Annotated in this window: 18 protein-coding genes; 9 read left to right on the top strand and 9 right to left on the bottom strand. The window is 73.1% G+C overall.

Annotation, left to right across the window (positions count from 1 at the left end):
- The first annotated feature begins 81 nt into the window (after positions 1-81).
- From ABT170_RS34140 to ABT170_RS34130, 3 genes are all read left to right on the top strand, one after another.
- The gene (locus tag ABT170_RS34140; protein ID WP_329942449.1) at positions 82-996 is read left to right on the top strand and encodes an SDR family oxidoreductase; all 915 of its coding nucleotides are present in this window, start codon (positions 82-84) and stop codon (positions 994-996) included.
- Positions 997-1,137: 141 nt separating this feature from the next.
- Complete coding sequence (locus tag ABT170_RS34135; RefSeq protein WP_351874037.1) at positions 1,138-2,277, top strand: acyl-CoA dehydrogenase family protein; 1,140 nt, start codon at positions 1,138-1,140, stop codon at positions 2,275-2,277.
- Entirely contained in the window at positions 2,274-3,323 is a 1,050-nt protein-coding gene (locus tag ABT170_RS34130) for a Zn-dependent alcohol dehydrogenase (protein ID WP_329942447.1), read from the top strand. Before ABT170_RS34135 ends, ABT170_RS34130 begins: the two co-directional genes overlap by 4 nt.
- Positions 3,324-3,415: 92 nt before the next feature.
- Here ABT170_RS34130 and ABT170_RS34125 read toward each other — a convergent pair whose 3' ends face one another.
- Entirely contained in the window at positions 3,416-4,408 is a 993-nt protein-coding gene (locus ABT170_RS34125) for a GlxA family transcriptional regulator (protein ID WP_329942446.1), read from the bottom strand.
- A 61-nt stretch (positions 4,409-4,469) separates the two neighbouring features.
- Between ABT170_RS34125 and ABT170_RS34120 the strand changes: the two genes are divergently transcribed.
- The 3 genes from ABT170_RS34120 to ABT170_RS34110 all read left to right on the top strand — a co-directional run bounded on the left by ABT170_RS34120 (position 4,470) and on the right by ABT170_RS34110 (position 7,737).
- Positions 4,470-5,783 carry an MFS transporter gene (locus ABT170_RS34120; RefSeq protein WP_443034271.1) on the top strand — a complete coding sequence of 438 codons (1,314 nt, stop codon included), beginning with the start codon at positions 4,470-4,472 and terminating at the stop codon, positions 5,781-5,783.
- Positions 5,780-6,220, top strand: coding sequence for a ribosomal maturation YjgA family protein (locus tag ABT170_RS34115; RefSeq protein ID WP_351874032.1), 441 nt, complete (start codon positions 5,780-5,782; stop codon positions 6,218-6,220). Before ABT170_RS34120 ends, ABT170_RS34115 begins: the two co-directional genes overlap by 4 nt.
- A 164-nt stretch (positions 6,221-6,384) precedes the next feature.
- A complete protein-coding gene (locus tag ABT170_RS34110) occupies positions 6,385-7,737 on the top strand; it encodes an MFS transporter (RefSeq protein WP_351874030.1) in 1,353 nt (450 codons plus the stop codon).
- Between the two features lie 14 nt (positions 7,738-7,751).
- On the opposite strand, the gene ABT170_RS34105 is transcribed toward ABT170_RS34110, so the two are convergent.
- From ABT170_RS34105 to ABT170_RS34095, 3 genes are all read right to left on the bottom strand, one after another.
- Complete coding sequence (locus ABT170_RS34105; protein WP_329942442.1) at positions 7,752-8,360, bottom strand: flavin reductase family protein; 609 nt, start codon at positions 8,358-8,360, stop codon at positions 7,752-7,754.
- A 65-nt stretch (positions 8,361-8,425) separates the two neighbouring features.
- Entirely contained in the window at positions 8,426-9,286 is an 861-nt protein-coding gene (locus tag ABT170_RS34100; protein WP_329942441.1) for an enoyl-CoA hydratase/isomerase family protein, read from the bottom strand.
- A 106-nt stretch (positions 9,287-9,392) separates the two neighbouring features.
- Positions 9,393-11,621, bottom strand: coding sequence for an acetate--CoA ligase family protein (locus ABT170_RS34095; RefSeq protein ID WP_329942440.1), 2,229 nt, complete (start codon positions 11,619-11,621; stop codon positions 9,393-9,395).
- Positions 11,622-11,899: 278 nt separating this feature from the next.
- Here ABT170_RS34095 and ABT170_RS34090 point away from each other — a divergent pair, with 278 nt between their 5' ends.
- Positions 11,900-12,748, top strand: a complete 849-nt coding sequence (locus ABT170_RS34090) for an NAD(P)H-binding protein (RefSeq protein WP_329942439.1) — start codon at positions 11,900-11,902, stop codon at positions 12,746-12,748.
- A gap of 69 nt (positions 12,749-12,817) precedes the next feature.
- Here the strand turns inward: ABT170_RS34090 and ABT170_RS34085 are convergent, their stop codons facing one another.
- Both ABT170_RS34085 and ABT170_RS34080 read right to left on the bottom strand, forming a co-directional pair.
- Positions 12,818-13,822 (bottom strand): AraC family transcriptional regulator, encoded by a 1,005-nt coding sequence (locus ABT170_RS34085; protein WP_351874026.1) that lies wholly within the window; start codon positions 13,820-13,822, stop codon positions 12,818-12,820.
- Positions 13,823-13,926: 104 nt separating this feature from the next.
- Positions 13,927-15,108, bottom strand: coding sequence for a flavin-containing monooxygenase (locus ABT170_RS34080; RefSeq protein ID WP_329942437.1), 1,182 nt, complete (start codon positions 15,106-15,108; stop codon positions 13,927-13,929).
- 186 nt (positions 15,109-15,294) lie between these two features.
- On the opposite strand from ABT170_RS34080, the gene ABT170_RS34075 reads away from it, so the two are divergent.
- Both ABT170_RS34075 and ABT170_RS34070 read left to right on the top strand, forming a co-directional pair.
- Complete coding sequence (locus tag ABT170_RS34075) at positions 15,295-15,747, top strand: DoxX family protein (RefSeq protein WP_329942436.1); 453 nt, start codon at positions 15,295-15,297, stop codon at positions 15,745-15,747.
- Positions 15,744-16,157 carry a Zn-ribbon domain-containing OB-fold protein gene (locus ABT170_RS34070; protein ID WP_351874021.1) on the top strand — a complete coding sequence of 138 codons (414 nt, stop codon included), beginning with the start codon at positions 15,744-15,746 and terminating at the stop codon, positions 16,155-16,157. The genes ABT170_RS34075 and ABT170_RS34070 overlap by 4 nt, the downstream gene beginning before the upstream one ends.
- 133 nt (positions 16,158-16,290) lie before the next feature.
- Here ABT170_RS34070 and pspAB read toward each other — a convergent pair whose 3' ends face one another.
- The 3 genes from pspAB to ABT170_RS34055 all read right to left on the bottom strand — a co-directional run bounded on the left by pspAB (position 16,291) and on the right by ABT170_RS34055 (position 18,595).
- Positions 16,291-16,875: a PspA-associated protein PspAB gene (pspAB, locus tag ABT170_RS34065; RefSeq protein WP_351874018.1), complete on the bottom strand. Its 585-nt coding sequence runs from the start codon at positions 16,873-16,875 to the stop codon at positions 16,291-16,293.
- A 60-nt stretch (positions 16,876-16,935) separates the two neighbouring features.
- Positions 16,936-17,844 (bottom strand): zinc metalloprotease HtpX, encoded by a 909-nt coding sequence (htpX, locus tag ABT170_RS34060; RefSeq protein ID WP_329942433.1) that lies wholly within the window; start codon positions 17,842-17,844, stop codon positions 16,936-16,938.
- Positions 17,845-17,917: 73 nt separating this feature from the next.
- Positions 17,918-18,595: a pyridoxine/pyridoxamine 5'-phosphate oxidase gene (locus ABT170_RS34055; RefSeq protein ID WP_329942432.1), complete on the bottom strand. Its 678-nt coding sequence runs from the start codon at positions 18,593-18,595 to the stop codon at positions 17,918-17,920.
- Between the last annotated feature and the right edge of the window lie 137 nt (positions 18,596-18,732).

Here is an 18,732-nt window from a genome sequence, read left to right as displayed (position 1 = left end):
GACCTCCTGGGGCTTGTGCCGGAGTATCTGACTACCCGTAAAATCTAACGGTCCGTCAGAAACCGCGGGAAGGGGCCGGGCATGGGGAACTTCTTGGCAGGCAAGGTGGTGGCCGTCACGGGGGCCGGCCGGGGCATCGGGCGGGCGGTCGCACTCGCCGCCGCCGCCGAGGGCGCGAAGGTCGTCGTCAACGACTACGGCGTCTCCATCGAGGGCGGCGAGCCCAGCAGCGAGGTCGCGCAGGGCGTCGTCAAGGAGATCGAGGCGGCGGGCGGGGAGGCGGTGGCGGTCGCCGACGACATCTCCACGATGGCGGGCGGCCTGCGGATCGTGGACACGGCCCTCGCACGGTTCGGGAGGATCGACGGGGTGGTGTGCGTCGCCGGGATCCTGCGCGAGCGGATGCTCTTCAACATGTCCGAGGAGGAGTGGGACCCGGTCCTCGCCACCCATCTCAAGGGCACCTTCACGGTGTTCCGCGCCGCTTCGGCGGTGATGCGCAAGCAGGAGGGCGGCGGCACGCTGATCGGCTTCACCAGCGGCAACCACCAGGGCAGCGTGGCCCAGGCCAACTACAGCGCCGCCAAGGGCGGGATCATCTCGCTGGTCCGCAGCGCCGCGCTCGGTCTGCACAAGTACGGCGTCACGGCGAACGCGGTCGCCCCGGTGGCCCGCACCCGGATGTCCGCCAATGTGCCGATGGAACTGGCGGAGATCGGTGAGCCGGAGGATGTGGCGGCCCTCGTCGTGTACCTGCTGAGCGAACGCGCGCGGGCGGAGCGGATCACCGGCCAGGTGTACACGATCGCGGGTCCGAAGATCGCGGTCTGGGCCCAGCCGAGGGAGCTGCGGGCGGGGTACGCGGAGGGCGCCTGGACCCCCGAGAGGATCGCCGACTTCCTGCCCGGGACGGTGGGGGTGGACCCGATGCCGATGCTGGCCCGGCTGGAGGAGATGGCGGCGGCGGCCAAGGCGGGCGCCCGCCCGAACGGCTGACCACGCCGCTGCCCGCGCACCGGCCACCGGCCGGTCCCCCCGCCCTTGACCGGTCCGGCCCGGTCCGGCCGACCCGGTCCGGCCCGGCGGCCGTCCGCCCGGTGGCACCCGGGCATCCCCGTACAGAAACAGGAGGCACGCATGGACTTCGGTTTCGGACCCGAGGACGAGGCGTTCCGCACCCGGGCCCGCGCCTGGCTGGAGGCGGGTCTCCCGGCCGACAGCCCCCGAGCCTGGGAACGCGCGCTCGGCCGGGACGGCTGGATCGGCCTCGGCTGGGACACCCCGGAGCCCGGCTACGGCAACCGCCGCGCGAGCCTGGTCCAGCAGGTCGTCTGGGCCGAGGAGTACGCCGCGGCCGGAGCCCCGGCCCGTGTCGGCCACATCGGCGAGAACCTCCTCGCCCCGACCCTGATCGCGTACGGCACCGAGGAGCAGCGGCGGCGCTTCCTGCCCGGCATCGCCCGGGGCGAGACGCTGTGGTGCCAGGGGTACAGCGAACCCGACGCCGGCTCCGACCTCGCGGGGGTGCGGACCGCCGCCGTACGGGACGGGGCGGGCGGCCATGCCGTCACCGGGCAGAAGATCTGGACCTCGCTGGCACGGGACGCCGACTGGTGCTTCGTCCTGGCCCGCACCGAGCCCGGGTCGTCCCGCCACCGGGGGCTGTCGTTCCTGCTGGTCGAGATGGACCAGCCGGGCCGTATCGAGGTGCGGCCGATCCGCCAGATGTCGGGGACCAGCGAGTTCAACGAGGTCTTCTTCGACGGGGCGCGCGCCGCGGAGGTGGTGGGCGGCGAGGGCAACGGCTGGGCCGTCGCCATGGGGCTGCTGGCCCTGGAGCGCGGGGTGTCCACGCTGGTCCAGCAGATCGGGTTCGCCGCCGAGCTGGACCGGGTGGTGCGCACCGCCGTGGAGAGCGGTGCCGTCGCCGATCCCGTACTGCGGGAGCGGCTGGTGCGCCAGTGGGCCGAGCTGCGGACGATGCGCTGGAACGCCCTGCGCACCCTCGGCGCCACGGACGACCCCGGTGCCCCCAGTGTGGCCAAGCTGCTGTGGGGCGGCTGGCATCAGCGGCTCGGCGAGCTGGCCGTGCTGATCAAGGGACCGGCGGGGGCCGTGGGCCCGGCCGCGTGGTCCGAGCGCCACCCGTACGAACTCGACGAAGCGCAGTGCCTGTTCCTCTTCACCAGGTCCGACACCATCTACGGCGGTTCGGACGAGATCCAGCGGAACATCATCGCCGAGCGGGTGCTCGGCCTACCGAGGGAGCCGAGATGAGAGGCGTCGTCTTCGACGGCACGCGGACCGAGGTCGTCGATGACCTGGAGATACGCGACCCGGCTCCCGGTGAGGTGCTGGTCGCGGTGGTCGCGGCGGGTCTGTGCCACAGCGATCTGTCCGTGATCGACGGCACGATCCCCTTCCCCGCGCCGGTGGTCCTCGGCCACGAGGGCGCCGGGGTGGTGGAGGCCGTGGGTGCCGGGGTGACACACGTGGCGCCCGGGGATCACGTGGCGCTGTCCACGCTGGCGAACTGCGGGGCCTGCGCGCAGTGCGACCGGGGCCGCCCCACGATGTGCCGCAAGGCGATCGGCAGGCCGGGGCGGCCGTTCTCGCGGGGCGGGAAGCCGCTGTTCCAGTTCGCCTCCAACTCGGCCTTCGCCGAACGGACCCTGGTCAGGGCCGTACAGGCGGTGAAGATCCCGGCCGCTCTGCCGCTGACCTCCGCGGCCCTGATCGGCTGCGGGGTCCTCACGGGCGTCGGTGCCGTACTCAACCGGGCGAAGGTCGACCGCGGTGAGACCGTCGTAGTCATCGGCACGGGCGGCATCGGCCTCAATGTGATCCAGGGGGCCCGGATCGCGGGTGCCCTGACCATCGTCGCCGTCGACGCGAACCCGGCGAAGGAGGCGGTGGCCCGGCAGTTCGGCGCCACGCACTTCCTGACCTCGGCCGAGGGCGTGCGGGACATCCTGCCGAACGGCGCGGACCACGCCTTCGAGTGCGTGGGCCGCACCGAACTGATCCGGCAGGCGATCGACCTGCTGGACCGGCACGGCCAGGCGATCCTGCTGGGTGTTCCGGCGGCGACGGCCGAGGCGTCGTTCCTGGTGTCGTCGATGTACCTGGACAAGTCGATCCTGGGCTGCCGGTACGGATCGTCGCGCCCGCAGCGCGATATCGCGCTCTACGCCGAGCTGTACCAGGAGGGCCGGCTGCTCCTGGACGAGCTGGTGACCAGGACGTACCCGGTCGAGGACTTCGCCGAGGCGGCCGACGACGCGCACCACGGGCGGGTGGCGCGGGGAGTGCTGGTGTTCTGAGGCCCGGGGGCCGCGTCCGCGCCGGGGTGGTGCGGGCCGCGTACGGCGGGGTGGTGCGGGCGGGGGGCTCCCGTCGCCCCGCCGTCGCGGGGTCAGCGCTCCAGCCCGGCCGTCGTCCGGAAGGTGCGCCGGTACACGGTCGGCGGCACGCCCAGCGCCGCCTGGATGTGCTGGCGCAGCGAGGTCGCCGTGCCGAAGCCCGCGTCCCGCGCGACCTGGTCGATCGACAGGTCCGTGGACTCCAGCAGGTGCCGGGCCCGCTCCACCCGTTGCTGGGAAAGCCACTGGCCGGGGCTGACCCCGACCTCCTCGCGGAAGCGGCGGGTGAACGTCCGTACGCTCATCGCCTCCTGCTGCGCCATGTCCCGCAGCAGGATCGGCCGGTCCAGCCGCCCCAGCGCCCAGGCGCGGGCGGAGGTGGTCGTCGCGAACTGCGGTTCGGGGACGGGACGGTGGATGTACTGCGCCTGTCCGCCGTCCCGGTGCGGGGGTACGACGGTGAGGCGGGCGATCTCGTTGGCGACGGCGGTGCCGTGGTCGCGGCGGACGATGTGCAGGCAGAGGTCGATCCCGGCGGCGACCCCGGCGGAGGTGAGGACGTCGCCGTCGTCGATGAACAGGACGTCCGGGTCGACGCGGACGTTCGGGAAGGTCCGCTGGAAGTGGTCGGCGGAGGACCAGTGCGTGGTGGCGGGCCGTCCGTCCAGATACCCGGCGGCGGCGATGACATAACTGCCGGTGCAGATGGACACCATCCGGGTGCCCGGCCGGACGAACGCGAAGGCGGCGGCCAGCTCCTCGGTGAGTCTGCCCTCCGTGTGGACCGGGCCCAGCTCGTAGGAGGTGGGGACCACGACGGTGTCGGCGGTGGCCAGTGCCTCCGGTCCGTGTTCGACGGTGATCGTGAAGTCCGCGTCGGTGCGGACGGGGCCCGGCGGGCGTACGGAGCAGGTCACGACCTCGTACAGCTTCCGGCCCCTGTTGTGGGGCTCCACGCCCAGGGAGCGGCCGAAGATCCTTTGGGGGATACCCAGTTCGAAGGGGAGCAGCCCATCAAGGGCCAGGACGACGACACGGTGCGGCAAGGCGGACCTCCTTATCCCACTAGCTGGTATAGACCAAAAGCTGGTACATGTCACTGCTGTGATCGAGAAGCCGAGAGACGACGCGTCCATTCCCGCCGCGGGACGCGACCTGATTCCACCCCCGCCGCCCACCCCGCCGTCGCTGCCCGGGGCAGTGCCGGGGGCGGTGGGTGGCACGGGCCCCGGTGAGCTCTGGAACCGTAACTTCCGGTACTTCTTCGTCGCCCGCACCGTCGCCCTCTTCGGGGACGGGATGATCCCCGTGGCGCTCACCGCGGGCCTGCTCGGCGCGGGCCGTCCCACCTCGTCCGTGGGATTCGCGCTGGCGGCCTGGATGGGACCGCTGGCGTTCTTCGTCCTGTTCGGCGGGGTGCTGGCGGACCGGTTCACCCCGCGCCGCATGATGATCATCGCCGACGCGCTGCGGCTGATCGGCGCTTCGGTGCTCGCCGTGACCTTCGCGACGGGAAACCCGCCGCTCTGGTCCGTCTACGCGCTCAGCTCCGTCGCCGGGGTCGGCGCCGCGCTGTTCCAGCCGGGCGTCGCCTCGACCGTGCCGAGGGTCTCCCGTGACGTGCAGCGCGCCAACGCGGTCCTGCGGGTCTCCGAGGCGCTGATGACCATGGCGGGCCCGGCCTTCGCGGGCGTACTCGTCGGGCTGGCCGGTGCCGGGACCGTCTACCTGGCGAACGCGGCGACCTTCGCCGTCTCCGGGGTCTGCCTCTTCCTGATGCGGCTCGCGCCCGCCCCGGCCGACGGCACGACGCGCGGTACGTTCGTCGCGGAACTCGTCGACGGTTGGCGGGAGTTCCGGGCCCGCTCCTGGCTGTGGGGAGTGATCGCCGTCTGGACGGTGTACGGCTTCGCGGTGCTCGGCCCGATGCTCCCGCTCACCGCGGTCCAGGTCACCGAGGCGCACGGCTCGGGGACGTACGGCGTGATGATGGCGGTGAACGGCGCCGGCAGCGTGGCCGGTGGCCTGCTCGCCCTGAGACTGAGACCGCGCAGGCCGCTCGCGGCGGGGGCCGTGGCGCTGTCGGCCACGGTGGTGAACCTGGTGGTGCTGGGGCTCGCGATGCCGGTGTTCGCCCTGGGGGTGGGACAGTTCGTGGCCGGCGCGGCGTTCGCGTTCTGGCTGGTGATGTGGTCGACCACGGTCCAGACCCACGTTCCGCCCCAGGCCCTGAACCGGTTGCACGCCTATGACGTGGCGGGTTCGCTCCTGATGGTGGCGGCGGGGCGCGCGCTGGCCGGACCGGTGGCGGAGGCGGTGGGCGCGCCGGAAGTGCTGCTGGCCGGGGCGGTGATCAGTCTGCTGGCGGTGGCCGTGCTGCTGATGGCCCGGCCGATCCGTCAGTTGGAGCGGAAGGGATGACGGCGGGCGTGGCCGGGGTCGCGCGGGCGGCCGTGCGCACGCGGGTGTGGGCGGCGGGCGCGGCGGTGCTGACCGTGGCCGCCGGTCTCGGCATCCGCTCGGTGGCGGGCGGGGACGTCGCCAAGTACGCGGGGGACGCGCTGTACACGGTGCTGATCCACGCCCTGGTGGTGCTGGTCGCGCCGAGGGTGCGGCCGGGGGTCGCGGCGGGGGCGGCGCTCGCGTTCAGCTGGGCGGTGGAGTTCGCCCAGCTGACGGGCGTACCGGCGGAACTGTCCGCGCGCAGCGCGGCGGCCCGGCTGGTGCTCGGCTCGACGTTCAACGCCCCGGACCTGTTCTGGTACGCGGTCGGGGCGGGGGCGGCGTACGGCGCGCACACGCTGTGGGCGGCGGGGGCCGCGTGGGTCCGGGGACGGGGTGGTGTGGGGGCCGGATAGGCGGGTGTGGGGCGGGGCCGTCGTACGGCCCGATCCGTCCGGGGTGTGGGGCGGGGCCGTCGTATGGCCTGATCCGTCCGGGGTGTGGGACGTGGCCGTCGTATGGCCCGATCCCTGCGAACCGTGTCCCTCCGGCCACTCGTACGCGTCCGCCCCTCGGCCGGATGCTGAACGACGTGACTCAGACAACCGAAAGCGCCGCCAGGGACGAGGGCCGGTGGACCGGCACCGGCGGCGCGACGCCCGGCATCGGGGATGCGAAGCCCGGACGCCGTTCCCGCCCGCGTGTCCACCGGGCCTGGATCGTCGCCGCCGTCACCTTCGTGACGATCATCGGCGGTGCGGCGTTCAACTCGCTTCCCGGCCTGCTCATCGACCCGTTGCACACGGAGTTCGGCTGGTCGCGCGGGGAGATCGGGCTGGCCGTCTCGATCGACATGGCGCTGTACGGGCTGACGGCGCCCTTCGCCGCGGCGCTGATGGACCGGTTCGGCATCCGCCGGGTGGTCGTCATCGCGCTGAGCATGGTGGCCGCCGGGGCGCTGGCCAGTGTCTGGATGACGGCGGCGTGGCAGCTGATGGTCTATTGGGGGCTGCTCGTCGGGCTCGGTACCGGCTCGATGGCGCTGGCGTTCTCCGCGACGGTCACCAACCGCTGGTTCGTCGCCCGGCGCGGGCTGGTCACCGGTGTCCTCACGGCGGCCGGCGCCTCCGGCCAGCTGGTGTTCCTGCCGCTCTGCGCCTGGATCGTCGACGCACACGGCTGGCGCCCGGCCTCGGTGACCGTGGCGCTGGCGGCCCTCGTGGTCGTCCCGTTCGTCTGGCTCCTGATGCGCGACCACCCGGCCGATGTGGGCCTCGCCCCGTACGGCGGCGCGTACGTGGCGAAGCCCGCGCCGGGCAGGGGCGCGGCGGGGCGAGCGGTGCGCGTCCTGTGCGACGCGGCCCGGACGGGCCCGTTCTGGCTGCTCGCGGGCACCTTCGCGATCTGCGGGGCCTCGACCAACGGCCTGATCCGCACCCACTTCGTCCCGTCGGCCCACGACCACGGCATGCCGATCACGGCCGCGGCCTCGCTGCTCGCGGTCATCGGGGTCTTCGACGTCATCGGCACGGTCTTCTCCGGCTGGCTCACCGACCGCTTCGACGCCCGCCGCCTGCTCGCGGTCTACTACGCGCTGCGCGGCGTCTCACTGCTCTTCCTGCCGATGCTGATGGCGCCCTCCGTCCATCCGCCGATGATCTTCTTCATCGTCTTCTACGGCCTGGACTGGGTCGCGACGGTCCCGCCGACCATGGCGCTGTGCCGCGAGCAGTACGGCGAGGACAGCGCGATCGTCTTCGGCTGGGTCCTGGCCTCGCACCAGGTCGGCGCGGCGGCGGTGGCGTTCCTCGGAGGCGTGGCACGGGACACGTTCGGTTCGTACGACATGGTCTGGTACGCGGCGGGCGCGCTGTGCGCGACGGCGGCCCTGATGGCCCTGGTGATCCGGCGGAAGGCGCCGTCACCTGCCTGAGACCCGCGGGCGGTTCAGCCGCTGAACCGCCCGAACGCTCCCCGGTGGAACAGCAGTGGGTCCGGCCCCGCCCCGTCCCCCTCCTCCGCCGTCCCCAGCGCCTCCACCCGGCCGACCACGATCAGGTGGTCGCCGCCCGTGTGGACGGTCCGGATGCGGCAGTCGACCCAGGCCGGTACGGAGCGCAGGAGCGGTGACCCGGTCACGGGGGCGTCCTCGTACGCCACCCCGGCGAACTTGTCGGCGCCGCTCACCGCGAACCCCCGGCACAGGGCACCCTGGTCCGCGCCCAGGATGTTGACGCAGAAGACCCCGGCGCGGGCGATGCGCGGCCAGGTCGTCGACGTCCGGGCGACCAGGAAGACGACCAGCGGCGGATCGAGGGAGAGCGAGGCGAACGACTGGCAGGCGAAACCGGCCGGGCCGTCCGCGTCCCGTGCGGTGACGATGGTGACGCCCGTCGCGAAGTGCCCCAGCACGCGCCGGAATTCGCCCGGGTCCACCGGCGGACGCTCGTCCTCCCGGACGGCTCTGAGCTCGGGCCTCGGCAGCGGGTCCAGAGGGGCCGGGGCGGTGATTCCGGCACCGGCGGACCTGAGGTACCGGACGGCGGTTGCGGCCATGCCTGCGTGTCCCATCACACCTCCATTAGAACTGACGAGCCGTCAGACAGGAAGGGTCGTGACCCCTACAGTCCCCGGTACTTCGGCGCACGCCGCGCCACGAAGCTCGCGACCCCCTCGTTCGCGTCCCGCGTCGTCATATTGATCTCCTGGGCCATCGCCTCGGCGGCCAGCGCCGTCGCCCGGTCGCTGTCCAGCGAGGCGTTCACCAGCTCCTTCGTCAGCGCGATGGCACGGGTGGGCCCCTCGGCCAGCCGCCGCGCCCACTCCCCGGCGGTCTTCGCCAGCTCCGCGTCCGGCACGGTCCTGTTGACCAGCCCCATGCGCTCCCCCTCGGCCGCCGGGAGCGCGTCCCCGAAGAACATCAGCTCCTTCGCGCGCTGCGGCCCGATCAGCCGGGGCAGCAGATAGGCGCCCCCGCCGTCCGGCACGAGACCCCGGCGTACGAAGACCTCGATGAACTTCGCCGACTCGGCGGCCAGTACCAGATCGCAGGCGAACGCGAGGTGCGCGCCGAGGCCGGCCGCGGTCCCGTTGACGGCGGCGATCACCGGTTTCTCGCAGTCCAGGACGGCGGCGATCAGCCGCTGCGCGCCGAGCCGGATCGTGCGGGCGACATCTCCGGGTACGCGTTCGCCGCCGGTGGCCGGGGCGCCGCGCAGGTCCGCTCCCGCGCAGAAGCCGCGGCCGGTGGCGGTGAGGACGACGGCCCGCACGGTGGGGTCGGCGGAGGCTTCGGCGAGCAGGGCGATGACGCGTTCGCGCTGGTCCCAGGTGACGGCGTTCATGGCGTCGGGCCGGTTGAGGGTGATCCAGGAGACGCCGTTGTCAGTGGCGTGGAGTACCAATGACTCAACGGGTTCGGCGGAGTTGGCGGACTTGGCGGACTCGGTGGAATCGGTGGTGTCTTCGGGGGAGGACGGCATGGGGCAGCTCCATGGCAGGGGCGTCGCGGGCGGGGACAGGGGCAGGGGCTCGGGCAGGGGCTCGGGCTTTCGGGGGAGAGGCGGGAGGCGCGGGAGGCGTACGGGATCAGCGGCAGACGGCCAGCGCGTCCAGGGCCACCGCACCCTGCCCCCGCCCCAGTACCACCAGGGGGTTGATGTCCAGCTCGTCGAGGTCCCCGCCCAGCTCCAGAGCCATGCGCTGCACCCGGAGCACGACCTCCACGAGCGCGTCGACATCGGCCGGCGCTCCGCCGCGTACGCCCTCCAGGAGCGCCCGGCCCCGCAGCTCGCCGAGCATGTCCCGGGCCTGGTCCTCGCCGAACGGCGGCACACGGACCGCCGCGTCGTGCAGCACCTCGACCAGGACGCCGCCGAGACCCACGGTGACGGTCGGCCCGAACAGGGCGTCCTGGGTGACGCCGACCATCATCTCGACGCCCCGCTCGATCATCTGGCAGACCAGGACCCCGTCCAGGTCGATGGACTCGAAGCGGGCGATGTCCGTGAGCTCCCGGTACGCGTCGCGGACCTGGCTGGCGGAGGTGAGCCGGACCTTCACCAGGCCCAGTTCGGTCTTGTGGGCGAGCTGGGCGCCGGACGCCTTCATGACGACGGGGTAGCCGACCAGCCCGGCCGCGCGTACGGCCGCCGCCGCGCTGGTCACCAGCTGCTCGCGCGGTACACGAATGCCGTACGCGCGCAGCAGCTGCTTCGCCGCGTGCTCGCTCAGCTGGCGTCCCGGGCGCATCAGTGCCTGCGCCTTGCGGAACGAGGGCGACGGGGTGCGCGGCGCCTCGTCGAAGGGCGAGCGGTAGCCGGAGGCGAAGCGGTGGTGGTCCAGATAGGCCTTCACAGCGGTGATGCAGTTGCCGAAGGTGCGGAAGGTGGCGACCCGGGACGAGCCGAGCAGCGTCCTGCGGTAGGCGTCCTCCGTACCGACGGGCGAGCCCCAGACCACGCAGACCAGCTTGTCCGTGGTCTCCGCCGCGTCCACCAGGTCCTGCGCGAGCCGGTCGCTCATCGGGGGGAAGGGGCCGGTGATCGGACAGATCAGCACCCCGACGGCCGGGTCCGCGAGGATCGCGTCGATGATCTTCCGGCCGCGCCAGTCACCGACCGGGTGACCGCCGTTGTCGATCGGGTTGGCGACGTTCAGATAGCCGGGTATCCAGGCGTGCAGCTCGTTCTGCTTCTCCTCGGACAGGGTGGGCAGGCTGAGCCCCGCCCCGGTGGCCAGGTCGGAGAAGTGCGCGCCCGTGCCGCCCGAGATCGAGTACACCGCGACCCCGTCGGCCTTCGGCGGCCTGGCTCGGGCCAGCAGCGCGGCGGTGTCCTGGAGTTCGTCGAGTCCGTTCACCCGGATCACCCCGAACTGCCGCATCGCGGCGTCCACGACCTGGTCGGCGCCGGTCAGTTTGCCGGTGTGTGACGCGGCCATCCGGGCGCCCGCCTCCGTGCGCCCCACCTTGACCGCCACGACGGGGACCCCGGCACGGGCCGCCCGGTCCGCGGCGAGGAGGAAGGCGCGGCCGTCCTTGAGGCCCTCGACGTAGCAGGCGATGGCCCCGACCTCGGGGCGCCCGGCGAAGTACGAGATGAAGTCGGCGGTCTCCAGATCGGCCTCGTTGCCCGTGGGTGCCCAGTGGGAGAGCCGGATGCCCAGCTCCTGGAGCGTGTAGACGGGGCGGCCCTGGTGACCGGACTGGGTGATGAGGGCGATCGCCGGTCCGTCCAGGTCCTCCCGGAATTCCTCGAAGGCGTTGAGGTTGGTGTTCGGGCCGAGCAGCCGCAGCCCGGACCGCTCCACGGCGGCCGTCAGCCGGGCCTGCGCGGCGGCGCCCGCCTCGCCGGTCTCGGCGAATCCGGAGGCGAAGGCCACGGCGAACTTCACCTTGGCCTCGGCGAGTTCCTCGATGACCGGAAGGGGGTCGCCGACCAGCAGTACCGCCAGGTCGACCTGTTCCGGCAGGCCGGCCACGGAGGGGGAGCAGGCCCGCCCGAACACGGCCTCCCGCGTGGGGTGCACCGGGTACAGCCGTGCCCCCACCCGCTCGGCCCAGGCGATGAGCTGCCGGGTGATCCCGGTATTGGGCCGCCCCTCGGTGTCGGATGCCCCGACGACGGCCACGGAGCGTGGCCGGAAGAACCGGTCGAGGTCGGGCACGGCCGCGTGCAGTGGCCGTCCGCTGACGTCGAGGCCGCCTTCCGCCGAGGCGGTGGTCATGCTGACGACGGCGGCGTGCGGCTCCTCGCCGCAGGCCACCACCCGGGCGCGGAAGTCGGTGGTGAGGGTGCCGTGAGTCGATCCAAGCATCGTTCCGCCCACTTCTGCTCGATGGAGTCCGTCCGGGCCCCGCGGAGTCGGCCGGGCCCCGTTCCATAGCTGACACCTTGTCAGGTTACTGAACTGACGGCCCGTCAGGAATGGTTGGGACGTAACCCGTACGCACTGTCGCCCCGGAACCCGGTCGGCAGGCGGGCTCGTGCGGCAGGGGGCGAGCGGGAAGGCCGGGAGGGATGCCGGGACGCGCGGACATCCATCCCGGATTCCGGGACATGGCCGTGTGCCGTCCGCCGGGACAGGCTTCGGTCATGACCAACGAAACCGTTCTCGTGATCGGCGGCACCGGCAAGACCGGCCGCCGGGTGGCCGCACAGCTCCGTGAGCGGGGCGTGGAGCCCCGCGTCGCCTCCCGGTCCGCGGAGATCCCGTTCGACTGGGCGGACCCCGGCACCTGGGCCGCGGCCCTCGACGGGGTCACGGCCGCCTACATCGTCCCGTACGACACCTCGCCCTCGCCGACCCCGGCCCTGGTGGAGCGGGCGGTGGCGGGCGGAGTGCGGCGGCTGGTGCTGCTGTCGGCCCGGGGCGCGAACGTGCCGGGGTACTTCGGGGCCTCGTACGACGGTGAGGGGCCGCACGCCCAGGGGGAGGCCGCGGTGCGGGCCTCCGGAGCCGAGTGGACGATCCTGCGGCCGGGCTGGTTCGCCCAGAACTTCAGCGAGGGCGTCTTCGCCGACGGCGTGACCGGCGGTGAACTCGCGCTGCCCACCGGGGACGGCAGGGCCGCGTTCGTCGACGCCGAGGACATCGCGGCGGTGGCCGTCGCCGCGCTCACCGAGGACGGTCACACCGGGCAGGTGTACGAGCTGTCCGGTACCCGGGCGCTCGGGATCGACGACGTACTCGCCGAGATCGCCGTGGCCACCGGGCGGCGGGCCCGCTATGTCCCCGTCGCCGAGGCGGAGTTCCGGGCCGGGCTCGTCGCCCAGGGGATCCCGGACGCCGAGGCCGCGCTCTGGACCGACGCGCTGAAGCCGGTCCGGACCAGCCAGGAGGCCCCGGTCGTCGACGGGGTACGGCGCGCGCTCGGCCGGGAACCGCGCGACTTCGCGGAGTTCGTACGGGACGCGGCGGCGGGGGGCGCCTGGCAGGCGTGAGCGGGTGGGGCGGGGCGGGGCTGGCCGTGAGCACGGTGATCCCGCCCCCCCGATCCCCAGCCCCGTGATTCAGCCCGCCGGGGCTTCCCGTTCTCCCCGCTCTTCCCGTCCTTGCCGCTCCGGGTGCGGGAGGGACCCGGCCGCCCGGCGGTACGCGCTCGGGCTCTCGCCCCGGAGCCGCTTGAACGCCGCGCTGAAGCCGAAGGCGTCCGCGTACCCCACCCGGCGGGCCACGGCCCCCACCGTCAGTTCGGGGCGGGTGAGCAGGTCGGCCGCCAGGGTCATGCGCCACTCGGTCAGATACGCCACCGGCGCCTCCCCGACGATCTCCGTGAAGCGCTTCGCCAGCGTCGTCCGCGACACCCCGGCCCGGGTCGCCAGTGCGGCCGTCGTCCACGGGTGGGCCGGGTCCTCGTGCATCGCGCGCAGGGCGGGGCCCGCCACCTCGTCGCCCAGGGCGCGGTACCACTTGGGCGGGTCCGCCTCGGGGCGGTCGAACCAGTCCCGCAGCGTGCACACCAGCAGCCAGTCCAGCAGTCGGTCGAGCACGATCTGCCGGCCGGGCCGTACCCCGGCGATCTGGGCCTCCAGGTAGTCGCGCATCGCCGTGCAGTCGTGGTCGTCCGGAACGACGAGTACCGGGGGCAGTACCCGGAGCAGCCGCTGCGGCACCTCCGCCCGTACGTCGTAGGTGGCGGCCAGCAGGACGGTGGGGCCGGTGAGCTCGTCGTCGTCGGACGGGCCCTCGTCCGGCCGGCCGTCGGGCAGGCGCACCTCCCGTACCGAGGCCCCCGGCCCCGGCCCCGTCCCCGTTCCCGTCCCTGCCCCCGTGGCCGGTTCGTCGGTGAAGAGGAACGGTGCCGGACCCCGTACGATCGCGGCCTCGCCGAGCCCCACCCGGTACGGCGCGCCGCCGCCCTCCGGGACGATCCACCCGGCCCCCCTCAGCGGCACGCACAGGGTCAGGTACGCCCCGTCCGCGAACCGCAGGGACCACGGCGGATACAGCACCGAGCGGCCGAACACCGCCCCCTTGCCCCGCACACCCCGCAACAGCTCGTCGAACACGTCCATGGTCCAACCGTACGCAGTTCCGGTGCCGCTTTGGACGATCACCCATGTGCGGCGGACGGGCGGCCATGGGTCCGGCCCCGGGGCGGTTCGCGCGCCGGTACGGTTCAGGCCGCGCGGGCCGCGCGGGCCGCGCGCTTCGCGACGCTGTGGGCGATCTTCCCGGCGTCCCGGGCCATTTCGCGGAACATGCCGCTGATCGGGTTGGTGAATCCGGTGAAGTACAGGCCGGGTGCCTGCTTGGGCGCACGGCCGCCGTGCGTCACCGGCCTGCCCCGCGCGTCCAGTACGTCCAGGTGGCCGACCAGGTCCTCCAGGGCCCGCCGGTAGCCGGTCGCCGCGATCACCGCGTCCGGGGTGATCCGGGTGCCGTCGGCCAGCACCACCGTGTCCCCGTCGAAGGATTCGACGGTGGCCACCGGGACCACCCGGCCGCTCTTCACCGCGTCGATCAGCCCCACGTCCTGGACCGGGATCGCCCCGTCCTTGACCCGTGAGTACAGGCCCGTGTCCGGGCGGGGGAGGCCCTGTTCGGCGAGGTCGGGCACGGCGATCCGGGCCAGCAGCCGCCCGGCCCGGTCGACGAGCCGTACGGGCAGCCGGCGCACGAGGATGCCGGTCGCCTGCGCGGGCCAGCCCGCGGTGGACCGGCGCACGATGTGCGGAACGGTGCGTACCGCGATCCGTACCCGGGAAGCGCCGCCCTCCACCAGGTCCACGGCGATCTCCGCCCCGGTGTTGCCGATGCCGACGACCAGGACGTCCTTGCCCGCGTACGGGGCGGGGGCGCGGTAGTCCGAGGCGTGCACCAGCTCCCCGGTGAACGTGTCGAGGCCGGGCCACGCGGGTGTGCGCGGAGTGTGGTTGTGGCCCGTGGCCACCACGACCGCCTGCCCGGTCAGCACCCGGCCGCCGCTGGCGGCGAGCTGCCAGCCGGTGCCGTCGGCCGTCCGGTCGACGCGGGACACCTCGACACCCGTCACCACTTCCAGTTCGTGGTGATCGGCGTACTTCTCCAGGTACCGCACGACATCGTCCCGGGACACCCACCGGCCGAACCGGCGCGGCATCGCCAGCCCCGGCAGGGCCGACCAGCGGCGGGTCGTGTGCAGGCGCAGCCGGTCGTAGTGCCGGCGCCAGGACGCGCCGACGCCGTCCGACTTCTCCAGGACCACCGCCCGCAGTCCCCGCGCGTGCAGTTCGGCAGCGACGGCGAGTCCGCCCGGACCGCCGCCGATGACGTAGACGGGTCTGGTGGACGGGCCGGTGAGGGACGCGCGCTCGGACATGCTTGGGAGCGTAATGGCGTGCGGTGTTGATGGGTCTCGGTCAAGGCGGAAATCGATTGCGAATTGATCACGGGTGCGTGCGCTCGGGCCTTGTCGCCCACTCCGGCCGAGCGCACCCCTTGCGGACTCCGGTCACCATCAGGTGAACTGACGTACCGTCAGATTCAGCGACCGGGAGGGGCCCTGATGCAGACCATCTGGCTGGGCGGAGCGGAATGGCTGGCCGTCCTCCGTATAGGACTCGGCCTGTGGTGGCTGGAGAGCTGGCGGCACAAGGACAAAAAGGGCTGGTTCGAGCGCGGTACGGGCATCGCCTGGGCGGCCGACGTGGCGGGCAAGCACCGATGGGCGGTGGTGCGCACCGGCTTCGAACGCGTCGTCGCGCCACGCCCCAAGGTCATGGCCCACCTCGTAGTGTACGCCGAACTCGCCCTGGGTCTCGGCCTGGTCACCGGATTCCTCACCCCGGTCGCCCTGGCCGCCGGGCTGCTGCTCAATCTGCTCTACCTGGTCCTGATGATCCACGACTGGGCCGAGCAGGGGCAGAACGCGATGATGGCGCTGATCTCCCTCGTCGCCCTGTTCGCCATGTCCTGGCAGACCTGGTCCCTCGACGGAGCGATCGGACTCTTCCTGTGACGGCCGCCCCCCGCTACGACCTGCCGGAGCCCGACGCCTTCACCCGCCCCTACTGGGACGCTGCCGCCGAGGGCCACCTGCTCCTGCGCCGCTGCGCGGCCTGCGGGCGCGCCCACCACTACCCCCGGGAGTTCTGCCCGCACTGCTGGAGCGAGGACGTGACCTGGGAACGGGCGTCCGGCCTCGCCACGCTCTACACCTGGTCCGTCGTCCACCGCAACGACCTGCCGCCCTTCGGCACCCGTACCCCGTACGCCGCCGCCGTCGTCGACCTGGCCGAGGGGCCCCGGATGATGACGGAGATCGTGGACTGCGAGGAGGCGGACCTGGCCATCGGGATGCCGCTCCGGGTCACGTTCCGGCAGGAGGAGGGGCGGGAGGCCGTCGCGGTCTTCCGGCCGCGAGGCTGACCTCGGCGGCCCGTGCGCGACTCGACCGGAGGCCGGTGACCGGCCCGGCCGAGTCCCGTAGCCGTCGTTCCGATGTCGTTCCAGGGCCATGAGCGCCGAACCCGCGGCTGTGGATCTCTCCCGGGCTCCCGTCTCACAGCCCCGGCGCGCCCCAGACCGGGAACCAGCGGGCGAGGTCCTTCTCCACCCGCAGGTCGTCGCCGAGTGTGGACCTGACCTGCAACTCCAGCTGGTTGTCACGCCTCTCGGCGCTGCCCGGCACCGGGGCGAAGGGGTAGAACGTGCCGCGCTTGTAGAGGTACACCAGCGCCAGTGGGCGCCCCTCCCGGTCCCGGAAACCGATCAGGGAGCAGAGCAGGTGCGGGCCGAAACCGCCGTCCTGGAGCAGGGTGTTCACCGCGTGGAGGTCGTTGACCAGGGAGGCCGTGTCCTCGGGCGGCCGACGGGTGAGCAGCCAGGTGTAGCCGTACGTGTCACGGCTGAACTCCACCGGGACGCCGCCGCGGCCCGTGTCCGCGTCCAGCAGTTCCCGTACGTCCTCCTGGACCCGGGCGAAGCCGCCGCCCTCCACCCCCGCGAAGCACACCGACCCCAGGCCCGTCGGCGTGAAGCCCGCGCCGGCCTGGAGGGTGAGCGCGGCCGAGGGGACGGCGAAGAGCTGGTCGAGGTCGGGGCGGACCGGTTTGCTCCGGCCGAGGATCGAGTCGAGCAGGCCCACGGGGCTTCTCCTTCGGGAATCGGGCGGGGCCCTGGGGGGCGGGTCTCCGGAAGCGGTGTTCTACGGGCGGGAGAGGTCCGCCGAGATGCGGGCCAGCTGGTCGAGGCGCTGTTCGAGGGTGGGGTGCGAGGAGAGCAGCCTGCCCAGGCTCTCCTTGGAGGAGAAGGCCGGGATGAAGTAGAAGGCGTTGTACGGCTCCGCCTTGCGCAGATCCTCGGTGGGGATACGGGCCATCTGGCCGCTGACCTTCGTCAGGGCCGAGGCGAGGGCCGAGGGGCGGCCGGTGAGCAGGGCGGCCGTGCGGTCGGCGGACAGCTCGCGGTAGCGGGAGAGCAGCCGGGTCAGCAGGAAGCTGAGCGCGTAGACGACGGCGCTGATCAGCGGGATCAGCATCACGATGATGCCCGCCGGGTCATTGCCCCGGCTGCGGGCGAAGCCGCCCCACAGGGCCACCCGGGTGATGACACCCGCCAGCACTCCGAGGAACGACGCGATCGTCATGACGGCGACATCGCGGTGCGCGACGTGCGACATCTCGTGCGCGAGGACGCCCTCCAGCTCCTCGGGTTCCAGTCTGCGCAGCAGTCCGGTGGTGGCGCAGACGAGGGCGGTCCTCTCGCTGCGCCCGGTGGCGAAGGCGTTCGGTACGTCGCTCCGCGCGATCGCCACCCGCGGCTTGGGCATGTCCGCCAGGGCGCAGATCCGGTCGATCGCGCCGTGCAGCTCGGGGGCCTGCTCGGGGGTGACCTCGCGGGCGCCCATGCCGTACGCGGCGATGCGGTCGCTGAACCAGAACTGGGCGACGAAGAGGCCGCCCGTGATGATCAGGATGATCGGCCAGGACCCGCGCAGCACCACCAGGAGCACGCCGACGAAGACGACGTACAGCAGACCGATGAAGAACATGGTGCTCACCATGCGGGTGGTCAGACCGCGGTCCGGGGCGTACCGCGAACGGGCTCGTGGCATCGGTGCCTCCCAACAGCTCATCTGTCTCCCATAGTGCCCCTTTCTTGTTGAAATCGAATAAATGGGCGCTTTCTCAGGGCCAGAGCAGTTCGCGCGCCCATGCCCCGTCCTCCAGGCGGTAGCGCAGCCGGATGTGCCGTCGCCGGGCGTCCCCCTGGAAGAACTCGGCCTCGTGCGGCTCGACCGTGTAGCGCGTCCAGGTCGGCACCTCGGCGTCCGGCTCCGCCCGTGCCCGCTCCCAGGCCGCGTCGGCGGCGCGGGCCAGCTCCTCGCCCGAGCCGAGGACGTCGCTCTGCGACCCGGTCAGGGCCGCGGCCAGTGCCCCGGTGGACCGGGCGTGCAGATCGGCGCTGCTCTCGGCCGGGGCGCACACGGTGACCGGGCCGCGGACGCGTACCTGCCGTCCCTGGGACGGCCAGTAGAAGCCGAGCGCGGCGTACGGGCGGGCGGCGAGCTGGCGGCCCTTCGCGCTGGTGGCGTGCGTGGCGAAGTGCCAGCCCCGGTCGTCCACGTCGTGCAGCATCAGTGTCCGTACGTCCGGGTGGCCCCCGGCGTCGACGGTGGCCAGCGTCATCGTGTGCGGCTCGGGCTGCCCGGCGGCCACGGCTTCGGCGAACCAGGCGTGGAAGAGGGGTACGGGGGAGTGCGGTGCGGTGGCCGGGTCGAAGCCGGGAAGGTCGGTGTCCCAGACGCGCTGGGCGTGCAGAAGGTCGCGGAATGCGCGCTGGGTGTCGGACGTCGTGTCGTTCATGCGGCCCCATCATTCACGTGGCCGGGTGCGTCACGGTTCACGCGGCCCCGGGAGTCACGCGGGACACCGCGGGTCGTGGCTGTGCGAGCGCGCCTCGCCCGCCGCCGGTTCGCTCCCCGGCCTGCCCCTCAGTCCCG

Origin of the sequence: Streptomyces sp. NPDC001787 (assembly GCF_040297465.1) — a bacterium.
Taxonomy (GTDB): domain Bacteria; phylum Actinomycetota; class Actinomycetes; order Streptomycetales; family Streptomycetaceae; genus Streptomyces.
This window is presented reverse-complemented; position numbering and strand designations above follow the sequence as displayed.